Annotated in this window: 16 protein-coding genes, 3 tRNA genes and 1 pseudogene; 8 read left to right on the plus strand and 12 right to left on the minus strand. The window is 61.8% G+C overall.

What is annotated here, in order from left to right; genetic code table 11:
* Positions 1-254 (plus strand): annotated as a pseudogene (locus PQU95_RS10585) (hypothetical protein); the annotation flags it as partial.
* On the opposite strand, the gene PQU95_RS10590 reads toward PQU95_RS10585, so the two are convergent.
* From PQU95_RS10590 to PQU95_RS10600, 3 genes are all read right to left on the minus strand, one after another.
* A complete protein-coding gene (locus PQU95_RS10590) occupies positions 222-761 on the minus strand; it encodes a hypothetical protein (RefSeq protein ID WP_272751973.1) in 540 nt (179 codons plus the stop codon). The pseudogene PQU95_RS10585 and the gene PQU95_RS10590 sit on opposite strands and share 33 nt — an antisense overlap.
* A 562-nt stretch (positions 762-1,323) precedes the next feature.
* A complete protein-coding gene (dapB, locus tag PQU95_RS10595) occupies positions 1,324-2,130 on the minus strand; it encodes a 4-hydroxy-tetrahydrodipicolinate reductase (RefSeq protein ID WP_017508889.1) in 807 nt (268 codons plus the stop codon).
* Between the two features lie 3 nt (positions 2,131-2,133).
* Positions 2,134-2,514, minus strand: coding sequence for an outer membrane protein assembly factor BamE (locus PQU95_RS10600; RefSeq protein WP_272751974.1), 381 nt, complete (start codon positions 2,512-2,514; stop codon positions 2,134-2,136).
* A gap of 87 nt (positions 2,515-2,601) precedes the next feature.
* On the opposite strand from PQU95_RS10600, the gene fur reads away from it, so the two are divergent.
* From fur to PQU95_RS10615, 3 genes are read left to right on the plus strand one after another with little or no spacing between them, the layout of a single operon-like run.
* On the plus strand, positions 2,602-3,039 hold the full coding sequence (gene fur, locus PQU95_RS10605; protein WP_272751975.1) for a ferric iron uptake transcriptional regulator: 438 nt from the start codon (positions 2,602-2,604) through the stop codon (positions 3,037-3,039).
* Complete coding sequence (gene aat / locus PQU95_RS10610) at positions 3,036-3,737, plus strand: leucyl/phenylalanyl-tRNA--protein transferase (protein ID WP_272751976.1); 702 nt, start codon at positions 3,036-3,038, stop codon at positions 3,735-3,737. The genes fur and aat overlap by 4 nt, the downstream gene beginning before the upstream one ends.
* Positions 3,724-4,455: an arginyltransferase gene (locus PQU95_RS10615; RefSeq protein WP_272751977.1), complete on the plus strand. Its 732-nt coding sequence runs from the start codon at positions 3,724-3,726 to the stop codon at positions 4,453-4,455. The genes aat and PQU95_RS10615 overlap by 14 nt, the downstream gene beginning before the upstream one ends.
* Positions 4,456-4,526: 71 nt before the next feature.
* Here PQU95_RS10615 and PQU95_RS10620 read toward each other — a convergent pair whose 3' ends face one another.
* The 7 genes from PQU95_RS10620 to PQU95_RS10650 all read right to left on the minus strand — a co-directional run bounded on the left by PQU95_RS10620 (position 4,527) and on the right by PQU95_RS10650 (position 10,030).
* Positions 4,527-5,546, minus strand: a complete 1,020-nt coding sequence (locus PQU95_RS10620) for a quinone-dependent dihydroorotate dehydrogenase (protein ID WP_272751978.1) — start codon at positions 5,544-5,546, stop codon at positions 4,527-4,529.
* Positions 5,547-5,644: 98 nt separating this feature from the next.
* The gene (locus PQU95_RS10625) at positions 5,645-6,235 is read right to left on the minus strand and encodes a malonic semialdehyde reductase (RefSeq protein ID WP_272751979.1); all 591 of its coding nucleotides are present in this window, start codon (positions 6,233-6,235) and stop codon (positions 5,645-5,647) included.
* A 37-nt stretch (positions 6,236-6,272) separates the two neighbouring features.
* Positions 6,273-7,067: a flagellar motor protein MotD gene (gene motD, locus PQU95_RS10630; RefSeq protein ID WP_272751980.1), complete on the minus strand. Its 795-nt coding sequence runs from the start codon at positions 7,065-7,067 to the stop codon at positions 6,273-6,275.
* Positions 7,068-7,132: 65 nt separating this feature from the next.
* Complete coding sequence (locus tag PQU95_RS10635; RefSeq protein WP_272751981.1) at positions 7,133-8,074, minus strand: S49 family peptidase; 942 nt, start codon at positions 8,072-8,074, stop codon at positions 7,133-7,135.
* 14 nt (positions 8,075-8,088) lie between these two features.
* The gene (locus PQU95_RS10640) at positions 8,089-8,445 is read right to left on the minus strand and encodes a Rieske (2Fe-2S) protein (RefSeq protein WP_272751982.1); all 357 of its coding nucleotides are present in this window, start codon (positions 8,443-8,445) and stop codon (positions 8,089-8,091) included.
* Entirely contained in the window at positions 8,424-9,080 is a 657-nt protein-coding gene (locus tag PQU95_RS10645) for an HAD-IIIA family hydrolase (protein ID WP_272752086.1), read from the minus strand. The genes PQU95_RS10640 and PQU95_RS10645 overlap by 22 nt, the downstream gene beginning before the upstream one ends.
* A gap of 5 nt (positions 9,081-9,085) precedes the next feature.
* Positions 9,086-10,030 (minus strand): RluA family pseudouridine synthase, encoded by a 945-nt coding sequence (locus PQU95_RS10650; protein WP_272751983.1) that lies wholly within the window; start codon positions 10,028-10,030, stop codon positions 9,086-9,088.
* A 514-nt stretch (positions 10,031-10,544) separates the two neighbouring features.
* Here PQU95_RS10650 and PQU95_RS10655 point away from each other — a divergent pair.
* The 4 genes from PQU95_RS10655 to PQU95_RS10670 all read left to right on the plus strand — a co-directional run bounded on the left by PQU95_RS10655 (position 10,545) and on the right by PQU95_RS10670 (position 13,879).
* Complete coding sequence (locus tag PQU95_RS10655; RefSeq protein ID WP_272751984.1) at positions 10,545-13,466, plus strand: Rne/Rng family ribonuclease; 2,922 nt, start codon at positions 10,545-10,547, stop codon at positions 13,464-13,466.
* A gap of 93 nt (positions 13,467-13,559) precedes the next feature.
* Positions 13,560-13,635, plus strand: a tRNA-Asn gene (locus tag PQU95_RS10660).
* 47 nt (positions 13,636-13,682) lie between these two features.
* Positions 13,683-13,758 (plus strand) — tRNA-Asn (locus PQU95_RS10665).
* A 45-nt stretch (positions 13,759-13,803) separates the two neighbouring features.
* Positions 13,804-13,879 (plus strand) — tRNA-Asn (locus PQU95_RS10670).
* A gap of 92 nt (positions 13,880-13,971) precedes the next feature.
* Here PQU95_RS10670 and PQU95_RS10675 read toward each other — a convergent pair.
* Together PQU95_RS10675 and alaS are read right to left on the minus strand one after the other, a co-directional pair.
* Positions 13,972-14,808, minus strand: a complete 837-nt coding sequence (locus PQU95_RS10675) for a transporter substrate-binding domain-containing protein (RefSeq protein ID WP_272751985.1) — start codon at positions 14,806-14,808, stop codon at positions 13,972-13,974.
* Positions 14,809-14,960: 152 nt separating this feature from the next.
* Positions 14,961-17,591: an alanine--tRNA ligase gene (gene alaS, locus PQU95_RS10680; protein WP_272751986.1), complete on the minus strand. Its 2,631-nt coding sequence runs from the start codon at positions 17,589-17,591 to the stop codon at positions 14,961-14,963.
* Positions 17,592-17,697 lie beyond the last annotated feature (106 nt).

The following is a 17,697-nucleotide window of genomic DNA, read 5'->3' on the forward strand; positions in this document are numbered from 1 at the left end:
GTATCAGTGAGATGCTGGCCACGCACCGCTTTGAGTCTGGGCAAGATCTGGCGGCGACGCTGCTGCGTTATGTCTTGTTGTACAACCAGCATCTGCCGCAAAGGATGCTGGCGCATCAGCCCCCCTTGCTGGCGATGAAACAGTGGCAGAAATCACATCCCGAACTGTTCAAAAAGCAGGTGCGTAATCATCCGGGACTAGATAGCTACCGTACTTTATGCCTATTTGCCCATTTTGTAGGAAAGGTCAACTAGCTTCGGATCATTCCTGACTCGCTCTAACATCTGTTTACGCAAACTCTCGCTTAATTCCCTGTTGAGGATGGTTGCGTTGTAGTGCTGTTCGGTTGTTTTTATTCCATTGCTACTTAGAACTTCTTGGTAATGCTTGTCTATGAGGGCCGCAAATTCACTGCGATCTGCCGAGGATGCTGATAGCATCGATTTGTCTTTTTCGGCATGCCAATTTGCACTGGTACCTAGTTTGTTTGCTACTTCTTCCCCGTAATGGGCATACCAAGACGGAACTTGATACTTTTCTACAGAGTCGATTTGGTCAGTTGTACCCTGAAGATTTTTCCTTTGAGTGAGTACTTCTTCTGTGGTCGTAGCCTGATTGGACGTGTCAGAAATGCTCACGGTGTCTGTATAAATTTTGCTGAATTCCCCTTGGTTAGTTGGGGACGACAAGTTTGAATTTGTGCGGTTGGTATCGGAGGTATAAAAAGCACCGACAATAGCCCGTGTGTTACCGATTTGCATTGCTTTCTCCTTCTAGGCAGGGAGATGCCCGTGGAAGTCAAGATACTGAATCTAGGCAATCTGTGCGGTCGATCGAGATCCCTGAGGTACTCAACAACGCTAACGTCATAGCCATGTTGCCGGTGTCAGCAAAAATCGCGCCAGTTATGCATTTGGCTTGCTTTCTGGCCGATTAAGGTATGACTCGAGCAGGAAAGCTGAGCGTGTTCTGGATCAAGTAAAGCGATAGCGACTCTCAACGGTGCGACACCGGCAAAAATTGCCGGTGGGGCATGGATGAATTAACCCTGTAGCGCGTGGTTCTTGAGGTCGCTTTGTGTATGAGAAAGCGTGTGCCGACGATCTTGTGTGATGAGCTGTCGGTCAAAGCCCAAAGCAGCACGTAACCCGGATAAGGTATAGCGCATTGCCCGGATAAACCAACGGCGCATCCGGTAATGTGGCTATGGCACGGCATGCCTGCTTGAGCGAAGCGAAGCCCAACTACCACCGCATCAGATACAAACCGCCAGCCATGAAAAAAGCCAGCCCTCGGGCTGGCTTTTGCGTGGTGCAGGGTGGCTTAGCGCAGGCCCAGCACGTCTTGCATGTCGAACAGGCCGTGCGGTTTGGCGGCCAGCCAGCCGGCGGCGCGTACGGCGCCGTTGGCGAAGGTGGCGCGGCTGCTGGCTTTGTGGGTGATTTCCACGCGTTCGCCCAGGGCGGCAAACAGTACGGTGTGGTCGCCCACCACGTCGCCGGCGCGCACGGTGGCAAAGCCGATGGTGCCGGGGTCGCGTTCGCCGGTAACGCCTTCACGGCCGTATACGGCGCAGTCTTTCAGGTCGCGACCCAGCGCGTTAGCCACCACTTCGCCCATGCGCAGCGCGGTGCCTGACGGGGCGTCTACCTTGAAGCGGTGGTGCGCTTCGGTGATTTCGATGTCGTAGCCTTCGTTCAGCACGCGGGCGGCCATGTCCAGCAGCTTGAAGGTGAGGTTCACGCCCACGCTGAAGTTGGCCGCAAACACGATGCCGATGTGCTCGCCGGCGGCCTGGATGGCGGCTTTGCCGGCGTCGTCGAAACCGGTGGTGCCGATGATCATCTGCACCTTGTGCTGCACGCAGGCGGCCAGGTATTGCAGGGTGGCTTCCGGGCGGGTGAAGTCGATCACCACGTGGGCGCCGTCCAGCGCGGCGGTAAAGTCGCTGCTGATCTTCACGCCGGTGTCACGGCCCATGAACAGGCCGGCGTCCTGGCCGATGAACGGCGATTCGGCGCGGTCGATGGCGGCGTGCAGGCGGGCGCCAGGGGCGGCAAGGACGGATTCGATCAGCGTGCGGCCCATGCGGCCTGCGGCGCCAACGATGACGATGTTCAAGGTGCTCATGCTTTATCTTTGTCCGGCATTAGGGTTGGTGTTATCCAGTGTCGGGCGCAGGGCAGGGAAGGCCTGGCCTTCGATACGGCTGACGGCGTCTTTATCGAAATAGACGGTCAGGCGCTTTTCTTCGGTAGGTTTGCCCTGGCGTTCTATGCGGTAGGCGTAGTCCCAGCGGTCGCCGTGAAAAATATCGGCCAATAGCGGGGTACCCAGCAGGAATTTTACCTGGGGGCGGGTCATGCCGGTTTTGACGCGAGAAACGGCATCTTCCGTTACATAATTGCCTTGTTGCACGTCCATGCGGTGTGCGGTCAGCCAGGTCGTAGGGTTAAACGAGCTGCAGGCAGACAGGAACAGGACTGCAATAAGGGGGAAAGACTTGAGCATCATAGCCATGGCGCCAGGGTCACTGTTGGGGAATCGGTGAAAAGGTTTTATCATACTGTAAGACCGCCAACCACGATATACATACACCACATGAACAAAGCCAGCCATTTGAAGGGGATCGGCCTGAAAGCCACCGGTCCGCGCCTGCGTATTCTCGACCTGTTCGAGACCAGCGAAGACCGCCATATGTCGGCTGAAGACGTCTACAAGAAGCTGATCTCCGAGGATGCCGATATCGGCCTGGCCACCATCTACCGCGTGCTGACGCAGTTCGAGCAGGCGGGCATTCTGATTCGCCACCATTTCGAGTCCGGCAAAGCAGTATACGAGCTGAACCAGGGCGGCCACCACGACCACATGGTGTGCTACCGCTGCGGCAAGGTCACCGAGTTTTTCGACCCGGAAATCGAGGCGCTGCAAAACCGCATTGCCGAGCAGCACGGTTTCAAGATCAAGGATCACTCGCTGTACCTCTATGGCGAGTGCAGCGACTGCGTAAACTGCGAGCCTAAATACTTCAAACGATGATCCCGGTACTGGGTACCGCCCATGCCTTTCCGCCGGTAAGCCGTGCGCTGGCCGAGCCCGATGGCCTGCTGGCGGCGGGCGGCGATTTGTCGCCTGGCCGCTTGCTGGCGGCCTACCGCAGTGCTGTCTTCCCCTGGTTTTCCCCCGGTGACCCCATCTTGTGGTGGTCGCCGTCGCAGCGCATGGTGCTGGAGCCGGCGCGGGTGCGCGTTACCCGTTCGCTGGCCAAGGTGCTGCGCAACCGCGCTTACCACATCACCATCAACCAGGCTTTTGAGCCGGTGATGCGGGCCTGTGCCGCGCCACGCGGTGGCCAGGCTGGTACCTGGATTACCGACGAGATGGTGGCAGCCTACAGCGAGCTGCACCGCCAGGGCTACGCGCATTCTTACGAGTGCTGGCAGGATGGCCAGCTGGCCGGCGGGCTGTACGGGGTAGCCGTTGGCCGCATGTTTTACGGCGAGTCCATGTTCCACCGCGCTACCGATGCGTCCAAGATTACCTTTGTCAGCATGGCGCGGCATTTGCACCGCCACGGTTTTGCCATGGTGGATTGCCAGATGTTTACGCCGCACCTGGAAAGCCTGGGCGCGCAGCTGATTTCGCGTGGCGAATTTATTGCTAGACTGGAAAAAGCCATCCATCTACCGCAGCCGCCAGGCATGTGGGAGGACGAATTCCGCCATGAGCCACCGTGATGACGCGATTGCCGTTGTGCATTTCTATGCCACGGCACCTTACCCTTGCAGCTATCTGGAAGGCCACCAGGCCCGCTCCCAGGTGGCTATCCCTGCTGACGCGATAGACAGCAGCGTGTACTCGCGCCTGGTGGGGCTGGGTTTTCGCCGCAGCGGCCACTTTACCTATCGCCCGTATTGCGATGACTGCCGCGCCTGCGTACCGGTGCGCTTGATGGCGGCCGAGTTCCGCCCCGGCCGCAGCCAGCGCCGCGCGGCCAAGGCGCATGGCCATCTGTCTACCCGCATTTTGCCGCTGGCGTTTTCCGACGAGCACTACCAGCTGTACTACCGTTACCAGCACGCCCGCCACGACGGCGGCGGCATGTCGGACGACGACCCGGTGCAGTACGCCGAGTTCATCCTGAAAAGCCGGGTGGATAGCTGGCTGGTGGAGTTTCGCGAAGACGGCGTGCTGCGCATGGTGAGCCTGATCGACCGGCTGGATGATGGCCTGTCCGCGGTGTATACCTTTTTTGAGCCCGATGTGCCCGGTGCATCCTACGGTGTGTACAACGTGCTGTGGCAGGTAGAGCTGGCGCGCCAGCTGGGCTTGCCTTATGTGTATCTGGGTTACTGGATCAAAGCGTCGCCCAAGATGGTGTACAAGCAGCATTACAAGCCATTGCAGATGCTGGATAACGGGCGCTGGGTAGCGTTTCGTGACGATGTGTGCTGACGCAACAAAGGTTGGCCGCACAAACAGCAAGGCCCGGCATAGCCGGGCCTTGTGCTTTGCAGCTGTGCCGCTTACTTGCGCTGCAGCGCGTCGGCGCACTCACTGATCAGCCCCGGGCCGCGGTAGATCAGGCCGGAGTACAGCTGCACCAGCGTGGCGCCGGCGTCGATCTTCTCGCGCGCGTCGTCACCGCACAGGATGCCGCCCACGCCGATGATGGGCAGCGCGCCGTCCAGTGCGCGCGCCAGGTTGCGGATCAGCGCGGTGGAGCGCTCGCGCACCGGTGCGCCGGACAGGCCGCCAGCTTCGCCGGCCAGCGCGTGGCCGGCGATCTCGCTGCGCGACAGCGTGGTGTTGGTGGCGATTACCGCGTCCAGGCGGTGCTGGGTCAGCAGGCGGGCGATGTCGTCGGTTTGCTCGGCGTCCAGGTCGGGGGCGATCTTCACCGCCAGCGGCACGTAGCGGCCGTACTGGTCGGCCAGGCGCGACTGGCGGTTTTTCAGCGCGCCCAGCAAGTCGGACAGTTCATCCGCTTGCTGCAGCTGGCGCAGGTTCTTGGTGTTGGGCGAGGAAATATTCACCGTCACGTAGCTGGCGCACTCGTACACGCGGTCCAGGCAGGTCAGGTAGTCGTCCTTGGCGTTTTCGATCGGCGTGGCGGCGTTCTTGCCGATGTTGATGCCCAGAATGCCCTTGAAGCGGCTGTGGCGTACGTTCTCCAGCAGTACGTCCACGCCCTTGTTGTTAAAGCCCATGCGGTTGATGATGCCCTGGTGCTCGGGCACGCGGAACAGGCGTGGCTTGGGGTTGCCGTCTTGCGGACGCGGGGTGATGGTGCCGATTTCGATAAAGCCGAAGCCTAGCGCCGCCAGCGCGTCGATGTGGTCGCCGTTCTTGTCCAGCCCGGCGGCCAGGCCTACCGGGTTGGGGAAAGTCAGGCCCATGGCTTTAACCGGGTTGCGGCCAACCTTGCGGGTAACGAGGCCGGTGAGCTGCAACTGGTGGGCGGTATCCAGCATTTTCAGCGTGGTTTCGTGTGCAGACTCGGCATCGGTGCGGAACAGCAAGGGGCGTAGCAAGGGGTAAAGCATAGGGTCTCCGTGGGCGAAAAAACGCCCGGCATTATAACCGGGCGGGGGTGTTTTGGGGCTGCGCCGTGCGCGGGGCTGTGGCGCAGCCGGCCACAGCGCTAGACGATCTGGCACGCCTCGTCAAAGCCCAGGCGCGGCGAGCGCGGGTAGACCTTGGTGGCGTCGCCGTAGCCCAGGTTGATCAGGAAGTTGGCTTTTACATTGCCTTGCGGGAAGAAAGCGGCTTCCACAGCGGCGGCGTCAAAGCCGGACATCGGGCCGCAATCCAGCCCCAGTGCGCGCGCCGCCATGATCAGGTAGGCGCCTTGCAGGCTGCTGTTGCGAAAAGCGGTAGCCTGGATGGCGGCGTCGTTGCCGGCAAACCAGCTGCGGGCGTCGGCGTGCGGGAACAGCTTGGGCAGCTGGTCGTAGAACTGCATGTCCATGCCCACGATCACGCATGCCGGCGCGGTCATGGTTTTTTCCACATTGCCTTCCATCAGGCAGGGTTTCAGCTTGGCCTTGGCGGCTTCCGACTGCACGAATACAAAACGGGCCGGGCTGCAGTTGGCGCTGGTGGGGGCCATCTTCAGCAGGTCGTACAGCTGGTGCAGGGTGCTGTCGCTGATGGCGCGCTCTTGCCAGGCATTGTGGCTGCGCGCGTTGCTGAACAGTTGTTCCAGGGCAGATTGGCTGATGTGCGTTGTCATGGCGTGTTGTCTCCGTGCTGTAGGTCTTGTCGGGGGCTTACTGCGGTATTTTTACCTCGATGCCGCCAGGCAGGCTGCCCTGGCCACTCGTGGTATTGGAAATAATGGTAATGGCCACGCGGCGGTTTTGCGCGCGCCCTTCCGGGGTATCGTTGTCGGCGCTGGGTTTGGTTTCGCCGCGGCCAACCGCCACCAGGCGCTCGGGCGCAATGCCGTTTTCCATGAACAGGCGCACGATGCTGCCGGCGCGGGCGGCAGACAGCTCCCAGTTGGACGGGAAGAAGGCGTTGCGGATTGGCGTGTTGTCGGTAAAGCCTTCCACTTGTACCTGGTTGTCTACCGTGGCCAGCTGGCGTGCCACATCGGCCAGCAGCGCGGGCGAGGTGCCGTTGGGCGCGGCCTGGCCGGCAGGGAACAGCGCGGTGTCCTTGATCTCGATGTGCACGCCTTGCTCGTCCTGGCGCATCGATAGCTGGCCGCCCTGGATCAGCGGCGCCAGGCTCTTGGCCAGGCCGCTGGACAGCGTTTCCAGCTTGCGCCGCTCTTTCATGCGCGCTTCGCTCTTGATGGCGGTGGCAATCGGCTTGGTATCGGGTATCTCGATCATGGTGTTGGCGCCGCCGCTGGGGGGCGTTACCTGGATCGCCAGGTTACCGCTGCGGAAAGCGTCGGTCATGGCGCTGGACAGTACGCGGTATTTGCCTTCGTTGACCTGCGAGATGGCGTACATCACCACAAAAAAGGCGAACAGCAGGGTGATGAAGTCGGCGTAGGAAACCAGCCAGCGTTCATGGTTCTCGTGTTCTTCTTCCTCGCGTCGGCGTCGGGCCATGGTGCGCTTCCTGCAAAAAGGTTGGCCGCAGGGTGCGGCCAACGTGGGTTGCTCGGTAGGGTGGCTTAGTGCAGCCGGGTGTCACCCAGCATGGCACGTACGCCACCGCTGAACGATACGCCGATGCGGCGTGCTACGCGGCTGGCCAGGTCGTCGTCCGGCGTGAAGTCCACCAGCTCTTCGGCCTTGATTACGTCGCGGGCTACCGAGCCCACCGAGCCCAGCCCGTCCGCCAGGCCCAGCTTGATGCTGCTGCTGCCCAGCCATACACGGCCGCTGAACAGGTCCGGGTCATCGGCCAGGCGCTTGCCGCGGCCTTGCTTGACCACGGCAATGAACTGGCCGTGGATTTCGTCCAGCAGCCCCTGGCGGATGGCTTCCTGCTGCGGGTTTTTCGGCGAGAACGGGTCGCCCATGCCCTTGTTGCTGCCGGCGGTGGCCAGGCGGCGTTCGATGCCCAGCTTGTCCATGGCCTTGTCAAAGCCGAAGCCGTCCGAAATCACGCCGATGGAGCCGACGATACTGGCCTTATCAACATAGATGCGGTCGGCAGCGGCGGCAATGTAGTAGCAGCCCGAGGCGCACACTTCTTCTACCACCATGTATACCGGCACCTTGGGGTGCAGCTTTTTCAGGCGCAGGATTTCATCATTGGCCATGCCGGACAGGGCAGGGCTGCCGCCGGGGCTATTGGCGCGGATGATGATGCCGCGGGTGTTGCTGTCTTCGTAGGCGGCGTTCAGGCCGTCCAGCATCTTGGCGGTAACGTTGCTTTCGCTGTCGATGGCACCATCCAGCGATACCACGGCAGTGTGCGGCTGGCCCATGGCCTTGCTGTTGTTGCGGCTTTCCATGTCGACAAACATCAGGCCGACAAAGCCGGCCAGTACGGCCAGCCAGGTCAGGCGGAAGAAAATCTTCCAGCGGCGGGCGCGGCGTTGCTCGGTGAGGGAGGCGGTAGCCAGTTTTTCGATCAGCTGGCGTTCCCAGGTGCGGTCTTGTTCCACGCTATTCCTTTGTTTTAAGGGGCCGAATCAGGCAGATAGTATACATGCCCATCGCATTCTTCCGTGCGCAGCTGCTGCAGGCTGCGCCCGGTGCAGGGACCGGCCACACACAGGCCGCTGTCGGGCCGGTACAGTGCACCGTGCAGGCTGCAGATCAGGTACAGGCCGCTGCTATCGAAAAAGCGGCCGTCTTGCCAGTCCAGTTCGGTAGGCACGTGACGGCAGCGGTTCAGGTAGGCGTGCACTACGCCCTGGTGGCGTACGGCAAAGGCGGCAGCCTGCTCCCCTTGCCAAGGCACGGTAAAACGCACGCCCTTGCCGCCGTTGGCCAGCTCGCTGCTGCTGGCGATCAGTTGCTGTGCATCAGCCATTGCTGCAGCTCGCGGTAGCTGTGGAAGATGGCCTGCGGGCTGCAATCCTCCAGCACCTCCAGCGGGTGGGCGCCGTAGCTCACGCCGGCGCCGTGGGTGCCGGCGTGGCGCGCCATCAGCAGGTCGTGGCTGGTGTCGCCTACCATCAGCGTGCGGGCGGGCTGCATGCCGGTTTGCTCGCAGATCTGCAGCAGCATGTCCGGGTGCGGCTTGCTGTGGCATTCGTCCACGGTGCGGGTGGTGACAAAGCGCGATTGCAGGCCGGTGCTGGCCAGGGCGTGGTTCAGGCCGCTGCGGCTTTTGCCGGTAGCCACGGCCAGCAGGTAGCCGGCGTCTTCCAGCGCGGCCAACCCTGCCAGCACACCATCAAACAGCTCGACGGTTTCTTCCTGGTGTACGTACTGGTGGCGGTAGGCGTCGGCCATGGCGTGGTGGGTGGCGTCCGGCAGCTGCGGGTGGATGTGGCGCATGGCGTCGATCAGGCCCAGGCCGATGACGTGGCTGGCGGCCTCGCGGCTGGGTTCGGGCAGGCCCAGCTGTACGCAGGCGCGCTGGATGCTGCGCACGATGTGGGCGGTGGAGTCCATCAGGGTGCCGTCCCAGTCAAAGACGATCAGGTCGTAGGCGTGTCGCATGGCGGTCAAATCTTGTCCAGGGTGTCCAGGAAGCGGCTGAGCTCTTTTGGCAGCGGCGCGTGCAGCTGCAGTGGCTCGCCGGTAAGCGGGTGCGGCAGGCTCAGGTTGGCCGCATGCAGGAACATGCGCTTCAGCCCGCGGCGTTGCAGCTCGCGGTTGGCGGCGAAGTCGCCGTATTTCTCGTCACCGGCGATGGCACAGCCATTGGCCTGCATGTGCACGCGGATCTGGTGCGTGCGGCCGGTGCGCAGCAGGGCTTCTACCAGCGTCAGGTCGGTGTAGCGCTGCTGCACGGTAAAGATGGTGTGCGCGTAAATGCCCTGGTCTTCGTCCGCACGCACCATACGTTCGCCGCTAGGGGTGTGGAAACGGTGTAGTGGCAGCTTGACGTGGCGCACATTGCCAGGCCACTGGCCCAGGCCCAGCGCGAAGTAGCGCTTTTGCGGTACGTCGTTGCGGATCATCTCGTGCAGCTTCACCAGCGCCGAGCGTTTCTTGGCGATCATCAGCAGGCCGGAGGTTTCGCGGTCCAGGCGGTGTACCAGCTCCAGATAGCGCGCATCCGGGCGCGCACGGCGCAGCTGTTCGATCACGCCAAACGACACGCCGCTGCCGCCGTGTACGGCGACACCGGCCGGTTTGTTGATGACCAGCAGGGCCTCGTCTTCATACACGATGGGAAACTCGTGCTGCGGAATGTGGCTGGTGGCCGCAGCAGGCTTCTCGGCAATGCGGATCGGCGGAATGCGCAGCTCGTCGCCCAGGTTCAGGCGGTGCTGGGCGTCGGCGCGGCCTTTGTTCACGCGCACTTCGCCGGAGCGGATGATGCGGTAAATATGGCTTTTCGGTACGCCTTTGAGCAGGCGCACCAGGTAGTTATCCAGGCGCTGGTCGGCGCCATTTTCGTCTACCTTGTGAAGTGTCACGGAATCTTTGCGAATATCAGTCATATTGCTTATACTTCGTGGGCTTTGTCGCGCAGAAATTGCAGCGGCAGAAAGCACACCGGTTTAGGGTCGCAGAGTTATCGATTGCGGCGCTGCTGCGCAACATCAACCGGCCGGCAGGCTACGCGCCTGACCTGATGCCGGTTTCCCGGTCGCAGCCAAGGTTATCTCGCTCACCCAAAAGTAGCGATGTTAATGCATTTACATGCATGACGCACTCACGCCAGTTTCCATTCCGGAACGATCAAGCCCGTTCCGGGGTTCGCAGCAAAATTTGACCCGGCGTGGCCCGCACGCCTCTTTTTCCCGGCCAGGTGCTGGACGGGACAGAACCATCGCAAGTGCGCAGTTGGCACTACAGGGGCCACGTGAAATAACAACAGGAAGTCGGCTTAGCCATCGCAGTCATTTCGCTCTTTACTGAACACTTCTTTCGGCATGCGCCCATCTCAATCACTGGGCCGTCAAATACTTGCTGTACCCCTCCCGTGAGTGCACGCGTAGGGATTGTTATTACATGAAACGCATGCTTTTCAATGCGACGCAGGCAGAAGAACTGCGCGTCGCCATCGTTGATGGGCAAAAACTCATCGACCTCGATATCGAGACAGTAGGTAAAGAACAGCGCAAAGGGAACATCTACAAAGGCACGATCACCCGTATCGAGCCTTCCCTGGAAGCTTGTTTTGTCGATTACGGCACCGAGCGTCACGGTTTCCTTCCTTTCAAAGAAGTTTCCCGTAGCTATTTCCAGAACTACGACGGCGGTCGCCCGCGCATCCAGGATGTGCTGCGCGAAGGCATGGAAGTGGTTGTTCAGGTAGAAAAAGACGAGCGTGGCAACAAGGGCGCAGCCCTGACCACTTACGTCAGCCTGGCTGGCCGCTACGTGGTGCTGATGCCGAACAACCCGCGTGGTGGTGGCGTGTCGCGCCGCATCGAAGGCGAAGAGCGTCAGGAGCTGAAAGACCTGCTGTCGCAGCTGGAAGTGCCCAACGGCATGAGCCTGATCGCCCGTACCGCCGGTATCGGCCGCAGCCTGGAAGAGCTGCAATGGGATCTGAACTACCTGCTGCAACTGTGGCGTGCCGTGGACGGCGCCGCGGGTGCACAGTCTGCGCCGTTCCTGATTCTGCAGGAAGGCAGCCTGGTGATTCGCGCCATCCGCGATTACTACCAGCCTGACATCGGCGAAATCCTGATCGACACCGAAGAAATCTACGAACAAGCCCGCCAGTTCATGAGCCACGTGATGCCCAACAACGTTGGCCGCGTGAAACTGTACAAAGACCCGGTGCCGCTGTTCTCGCGTTTCCAGATCGAACACCAGATCGAAACCGCTTTCTCGCGTGCGGTTACCCTGCCGTCCGGCGGTGCCATCGTGATCGATCACACCGAAGCCCTGGTGTCGGTAGACGTGAACTCGGCGCGTGCCACCAAGGGTTCCGATATCGAAGACACGGCCTTCCGTACCAACCTGGAAGCCGCCGAAGAAATCGCCCGCCAGCTGCGCCTGCGCGACCTGGGTGGCCTGATCGTGATCGACTTCATCGACATGGAAAGCCAGAAGAACCAGCGCGACGTGGAAAACCGTCTGCGCGAGGTGCTGAAGCACGACCGTGCCCGTGTGCAAATGGGCAAGCTGTCGCGTTTCGGCCTGCTGGAGCTGTCGCGTCAGCGCCTGCAGCCTAGCCTGGGTGAAACCAGCCACGTGCCGTGCCCGCGTTGCCACGGTATCGGCTTCATCCGTGGTATCGAATCGTCCGCCCTACACATCCTGCGCATCATCCAGGAAGAAGCCATGAAGGAAAACACCGGTGCGGTGCACGCACAGGTGCCTGTGGATGTGGCGACCTTCCTGCTGAACGAGAAGCGTGCAGAGATCTACTCCATCGAGGCACGTCTCGACGTGGCCGTGGTGCTGATCCCGAACCTGCATCTGGAAACCCCGCACTACAAGATCGTGCGCGTACGCCACGATGATCTGGCCGAAGTCAGCGAGTCGCCAAGCTATCGCCGTGTCGAGCTGCCGGAAGAAGACGCCGCCCACCCGTTTGGCCAGGAAAAGCCGAAGGTAGAGCGCCAGGAAGCGGCAGTAAAAGGCATTACCCCGGCCCAGCCAGCCCCGATGGCAGCTGACCCGGTGCCAGCTGCAGCGCCAGCGGCCCCCGTGGCTGCGCCGGTTGCCCGCCGTGACGAGCCAGGCCTGATCGCCAAGATCGTTGGCTGGTTCAAAGGTTTGCTGGGTGAAGAGCCGGCCGCTGCCGCGCCAGCCCCGGTGGCCGAAGTGAAAAAACCGCAGCGCGAAGCGCGCAACCCGCGCCAGCGTAACGACCGTCGTCCGGGTGCCCGCCGTGATCGTGAAGACGGCCGTGGTAATCGCGATGAAAATCGTGCCAACCGCGAACCGCGTGAAGAGCGCCAGCCACGTCAGGCCGACGAGCAGCGTCGCCGCCCGCAGGCGGCTGATGCCGTACAGCGCGATGAGCGCGAGCCGCGCAGCGAGCAGCAGCCACGCCAGGAGCGCGCACCGCGCCGCGAACGTGAACCGCGCGAGCCGCGTGAGCCACGTGAAAACGTGCAGCGTGCCGAGCTGGGTGATGCCGCACCGAAAGAGCGTGAAACCGCTCCGCGTAACGAGCGCCGCCGCGAACGTAACCGTGACGCCTCCCGTGAGGGCAAAGAGCAGGTGCAGGCGCCGCAGGTGGCCGAAGAGCTGCAGCCGGTAGCGTTGGTGCCAGTGCAGGAAGAGGCGGCTGAAGCTGTAGCCGATGCGGCCGTGGTGGCTGGTGAGGCAGTTGGTGGCGAGCAGCGTGAGCGTCGTCGTCGCCGTTCCCGTCGTGATCGTCGTGATGATGCCGTTGTGGCAGAGCAGGGTGAGGCGCTGGCAGAAACCGCTGAAGTTGCGGCAGAGGCAGCCGGGCAAGCTGTAGCCCCGGTAGCTGAAGCAGCGCCTGTGGCGGTGGAAACGGCTGCTGTCGAAGCTGTAGCAGCGCCTGTGGTGGCTGTAGCGCCTGTTACTGTGGAGGCGGACCCGGTAGTTGTTGAGGTTGTGGCAGAAGTGGCTGTAGAGTCAGTGCAGCCGCAGGTCGAGCCGGTGGCGCCCGCCGAGCAAGTCGCAGTAGAAGCCGTGGCCGAAGCACCCGTGCAGGCTGAAGAAGTGGCTGTGGTTGAAGTGCAGCCTGTGGCGCAGGCAGTGGTTGAAGCCGTAGCCGTAGCCGAGACTGCCGTGGTTGCCGAGCCGGTGGTGGCAGCCGAGCCAGTCGCCGATCTGGGTGGTCTGGTGCTGGTAACCACGCGCCCTGCATCCGAGCTGCCGGTAGTGGAAGCTGCCCCGGTGGAAGTGAAAGGCAAACGCCGCCGTGAGGTGGTGCGCGAGGTGGCTGAGGTAGCACCGCTGGAGTTGGTGCAGGTGCAAACTGCACGCGACGATAGCTAAGTCATTGTTCCGTCGTCAGGCCTGAAAAGTTTATCGATTCAGGCTTGACGAAAAGGCAGGCGCTGCCTACAATGCGCACCTCTCTAAGGCAATTCCCTGATAGCTCAGTTGGTAGAGCGACGGACTGTTAATCCGCAGGTCGCAGGTTCGAGCCCTGCTCGGGGAGCCAAAAAAATTCGGAAGTATTACCCCGGTAGTACTTCAAGCAAGTTGTGTTCCCTGATAGCTCAGTCGGTAGAGCGACGGACTGTTAATCCGCAGGTCGCAGGTTCGAGCCCTGCTCGGGGAGCCAAAAATTCGGAAGTATTACCCCGGTAGTACTTCAAACAAGTTGTGTTCCCTGATAGCTCAGTCGGTAGAGCGACGGACTGTTAATCCGCAGGTCGCAGGTTCGAGCCCTGCTCGGGGAGCCAGATGCAAAGACAAAACCCGCCTTATGGCGGGTTTTGTCTTTTGGCATTGTGTGCCGGTGTGCGGGGCGGGCGCGGAGTGCGGTTTCTGGCGGCTAGGGTGGGTTTGCCGGCGGGTTGGCCGCATTGCTGTCGGCAGCTGCTGGCAAGGGGCGTGACAGTATCTGCTGCAAGATGCGGTCATGCTCGCCGCTTTGTTGCAATTGCTGCATGGCCTGCTGCAGCTTGCTTACGGTCACGCCGGGTGTGCCGTGGCTGGCTGCCAGAAACAGGGTGCGTACAGGTGCAATGGCCGTCGTTTTGTGCAGGAGCGTGGCTGGCAGGCTGCTTTGTTGCAAAGTGGTCTGTATGCGGTAGGGCGAACCTGCCATATAGGCCACGCTGCCGCTGCGTAGCAGCCGCAGGCAGTCGTGATGGCTGCCGGTGAGCACCAGCTGCATGCTGTGTTCGCTGTCTTGCTGTCGCAAGGCCTCCTCGCTGACATCTTTCCTTATCGTGCAAATGCTGCAGCAGCGCAGGATCTGTTGCAGTGATGCTTCCGGCCCGTGTGTGGCAGTGTCCAGACGCCAGAGGAACTGCTGTGTCTGGCTGAGTTTGCCTATCCAGATAAACTGCTGCTCGCGTGCTGGCGTGCGCGCTACGCTCAATAGCAGCGTGTTTGGCCGTGATTGCGCCAGCGCCATGGCGCGGGCCCAGGGATAAACGCTGATCGGTGCTGTCAGGCCGCTGAGCGCCAGTGCGCGCTGCAAGATCAGGGCGTGTGCCCCGTCGGCGGTATCGGCATTGCTGAAGGTGTTGTAGGGCGGCCAGGGCTCGGTAACGGCTATGAGCGTATTGTCGGCGGCTAGCACTTGTGTGGTGATACTCGCCAGTAGCAGTAGCCCACCTGCAAGGCGGCGGGGGTGTATCGTACTGAGCTTGGGCTTGGGCATGGTGTGTCTTCCGGCTGGCTGCTTCCTCAGTGTGGCTGATGCTGGCTGAACTGCAAGGCGTGTTGTGCTTCGTGTGCCTGGCTGCCGATGGATAATGAAAAACACCCCCGGGCGTTGCGCGCACGGGGGTGTTTTTTTGGGGCGGCTGGTACTTACTTGGCCGCTACCCAGTCTTTGGCGCTGGCCAGCGCGGCAGCCAGGTTGTCCGGCTGGGTACCACCGGCCTGGGCCATGTCCGGGCGGCCACCACCTTTGCCGCCTACCTGCTGTGCTACGTGGTTCACCAGCTCGCCGGCCTTGAAGCGGCCGGTCAGGTCTTTGGTCACGCCGGCGATCAGCGCTACCTTGCCTTCGGCCTTGCTGCCCAGCACGATCACGGCGGAACCCAGCTTGTCTTTCAGCTTGTCCAGCGTGTCGCGCAGGGTGGCGTTATCGGCGCCTTCCAGCTCGGCGGCCAGCAGCTTCACGCCGTTGACTTCGCTGGCTTGCTCGGCCAGGCTGTCGCCCGCGCTGGCGGCCAGTTTGCCCTTGATGGCAGCCAGCTCTTTTTCCAGCGCTTTCAGGTCGGCTTGCAGGCTGCCAATCTTGTTCAGCACTTCGTCGCTGCTCTGGGCCTTCAGGTTGGCCGCAGCGGCCTTCAGCAGGGCGTCCTGTGCCTGTACGTGGGCTACCGCGCCTTCGCCAGTTACCGCTTCGATACGGCGTACGCCAGCGGCTACGCCGCCTTCCGCCACGATCTTGAAGAAGCCGATGTCGCCGGTGCGCTGTACGTGGGTACCGCCGCACAGTTCGGCAGAGAAATCACCCATGCTCAGTACGCGTACTTCGTCGCCGTATTTCTCGCCAAACAGCGCCATGGCGCCAGCGCGCACGGCGTCGTCGAAGCTCATCAGCTGGGCTTTGACTTCGTAGTTGGCCGCAATCACGTGGTTCACCAGGCGTTCGATTTCGGCGATTTCTTCCGCAGTAACCGGCTGGCCGTGGGCGAAGTCGAAGCGGGTACGCTCCGGGTTCACCAGCGAGCCTTTTTGCGCCACGTGGCTGCCCAGTACCTTGCGCAGTGCAGCGTGCAGCAGGTGGGTGGCCGAGTGGTTGCGGGTGGTGGCCAGGCGCTGGTGCAGGTCGATGGTGGCCTGTACGGTGTCGCCTACTTTCAGCGCGCCACGGGCCAGTCGGCCGGTGTGGCCGAAGACGGCGGCTTTCACTTTCTGGGTGTCGGCCACGTCGAACAGCGCGTCCACGCCGCCGGTCAGCGAGATTTCGCCCACGTCACCGACCTGGCCACCGCCCTCGGCGTAGAAGGCGGTGTGGTCCAGCACCACCACGCCTTCGTCACCGGCTGCCAGGCTGTCTACCTGCTCGGTGCCCTTGTACAGCGCTACGATGCGGGCATCGGTGCTGTTTTGTGTGTAGCCATGGAAGGTGGTGTCGCTGCCTTCGTAGCTCAGGCTGCCGGCTACCTTGAAGGCAGACGCGGCGCGGGCGCGGGTGCGCTGCGCTTCCATGGCGCGCTCGAAGCCTGCCATGTCTACGTCAATATTGCGTTCGCGGCAGATGTCGGCGGTCAGGTCCACCGGGAAGCCGTAGGTGTCGTACAGCTTGAAGATGGTGTCGCCGTCCATGGCGGTCTTGCCGCCGGCCAGTGCAGCGTCAACCAGCGCCATGCCGGTATCCAGCGTTTCGGCAAACTTGATCTCTTCGGCGCGCAGTGCGTCCTCGATCTGGGCTTGTTGTTGGCGCAGCTCGGGGTAGGCATCGCCCATCTCTGCCACCAGGTCGGCTACGATCTTGTGGAAGAACAGGCCTTTCTGGCCCAGCTTGTAGCCGTGGCGGATGGCGCGGCGGGCGATGCGGCGCAGCACGTAGCCGCGGCCGTCGGCGGACGGCAGGATGCCGTCGGCGATCATGAAGGAGCAGGCGCGGATGTGGTCGGCGATCACTTTCAGCGATGGCACGTCCTGGCTGTAGGCTACGCCGGTTTCACGCGCAGCAGCGCGTACCAGGCAGGCCAGGGCGTCGGTTTCGTAGTTCGATTTCACGCCTTGTAGCACAGTGGACAGGCGCTCCAGGCCCATACCGGTGTCCACCGACGGTTTCGGCAGCGGGTGCAGGGTGCCGGTTTCGTCGCGGTTGAACTGCATGAACACGTTATTCCAGATTTCCATGTAGCGGTCGCCGTCTTCGTCCGGGCTGCCCGGAGGGCCGCCGGCCACGCTTGGGCCGTGGTCGTAGAAGATCTCGGTACACGGGCCGCACGGGCCGGTATCGCCCATGGTCCAGAAGTTGTCGGATGCGTACGGTGCACCCTTGTTGTCGCCAATGCGCACAATCTTGTCGGCCGGCACGCCGACGACTTTGTGCCAGATGTCGTACGCTTCGTCATCGCTGGCGTACACGGTTACCATCAGCTTGTCTTTCGGCAGGTTCAGCCACTGTTCGCCGGTAAGGAATTCCCAGGCAAAGGTGATGGCGTCGTGCTTGAAGTAGTCGCCAAAGCTGAAGTTGCCCAGCATCTCGAAGAAGGTGTGGTGGCGGGCGGTGTAGCCCACGTTTTCCAGATCGTTGTGCTTGCCGCCGGCGCGCAGGCATTTCTGGCTGGTGGTGGCGCGGGTGTAGTCGCGTTTTTCAAAGCCCAGGAACAGGTCCTTGAACTGCACCATGCCGGCCACGGTAAACATCAGGGTAGGGTCGTTGCCCGGAATCAGGCTGCTGGAGGAAACAACCTGGTGATTTTTGGAAGCAAAAAAGTCCAGAAACTTCTGGCGAATGGCGGAGGTTTTCATGATTTATGGGTCGTATTGGGTCGGATTCTGAAAACGGCGACACGCGACGCGTGAATATCGGTCGATTGTGGCAACTGCGCACCGTGCTGGCAAGCCTTGCGGCCAA

The sequence above is a fragment of the Vogesella aquatica genome (genome assembly GCF_028548455.1).
GTDB classification, from domain to species: Bacteria; Pseudomonadota; Gammaproteobacteria; order Burkholderiales; family Chromobacteriaceae; genus Vogesella; species Vogesella aquatica.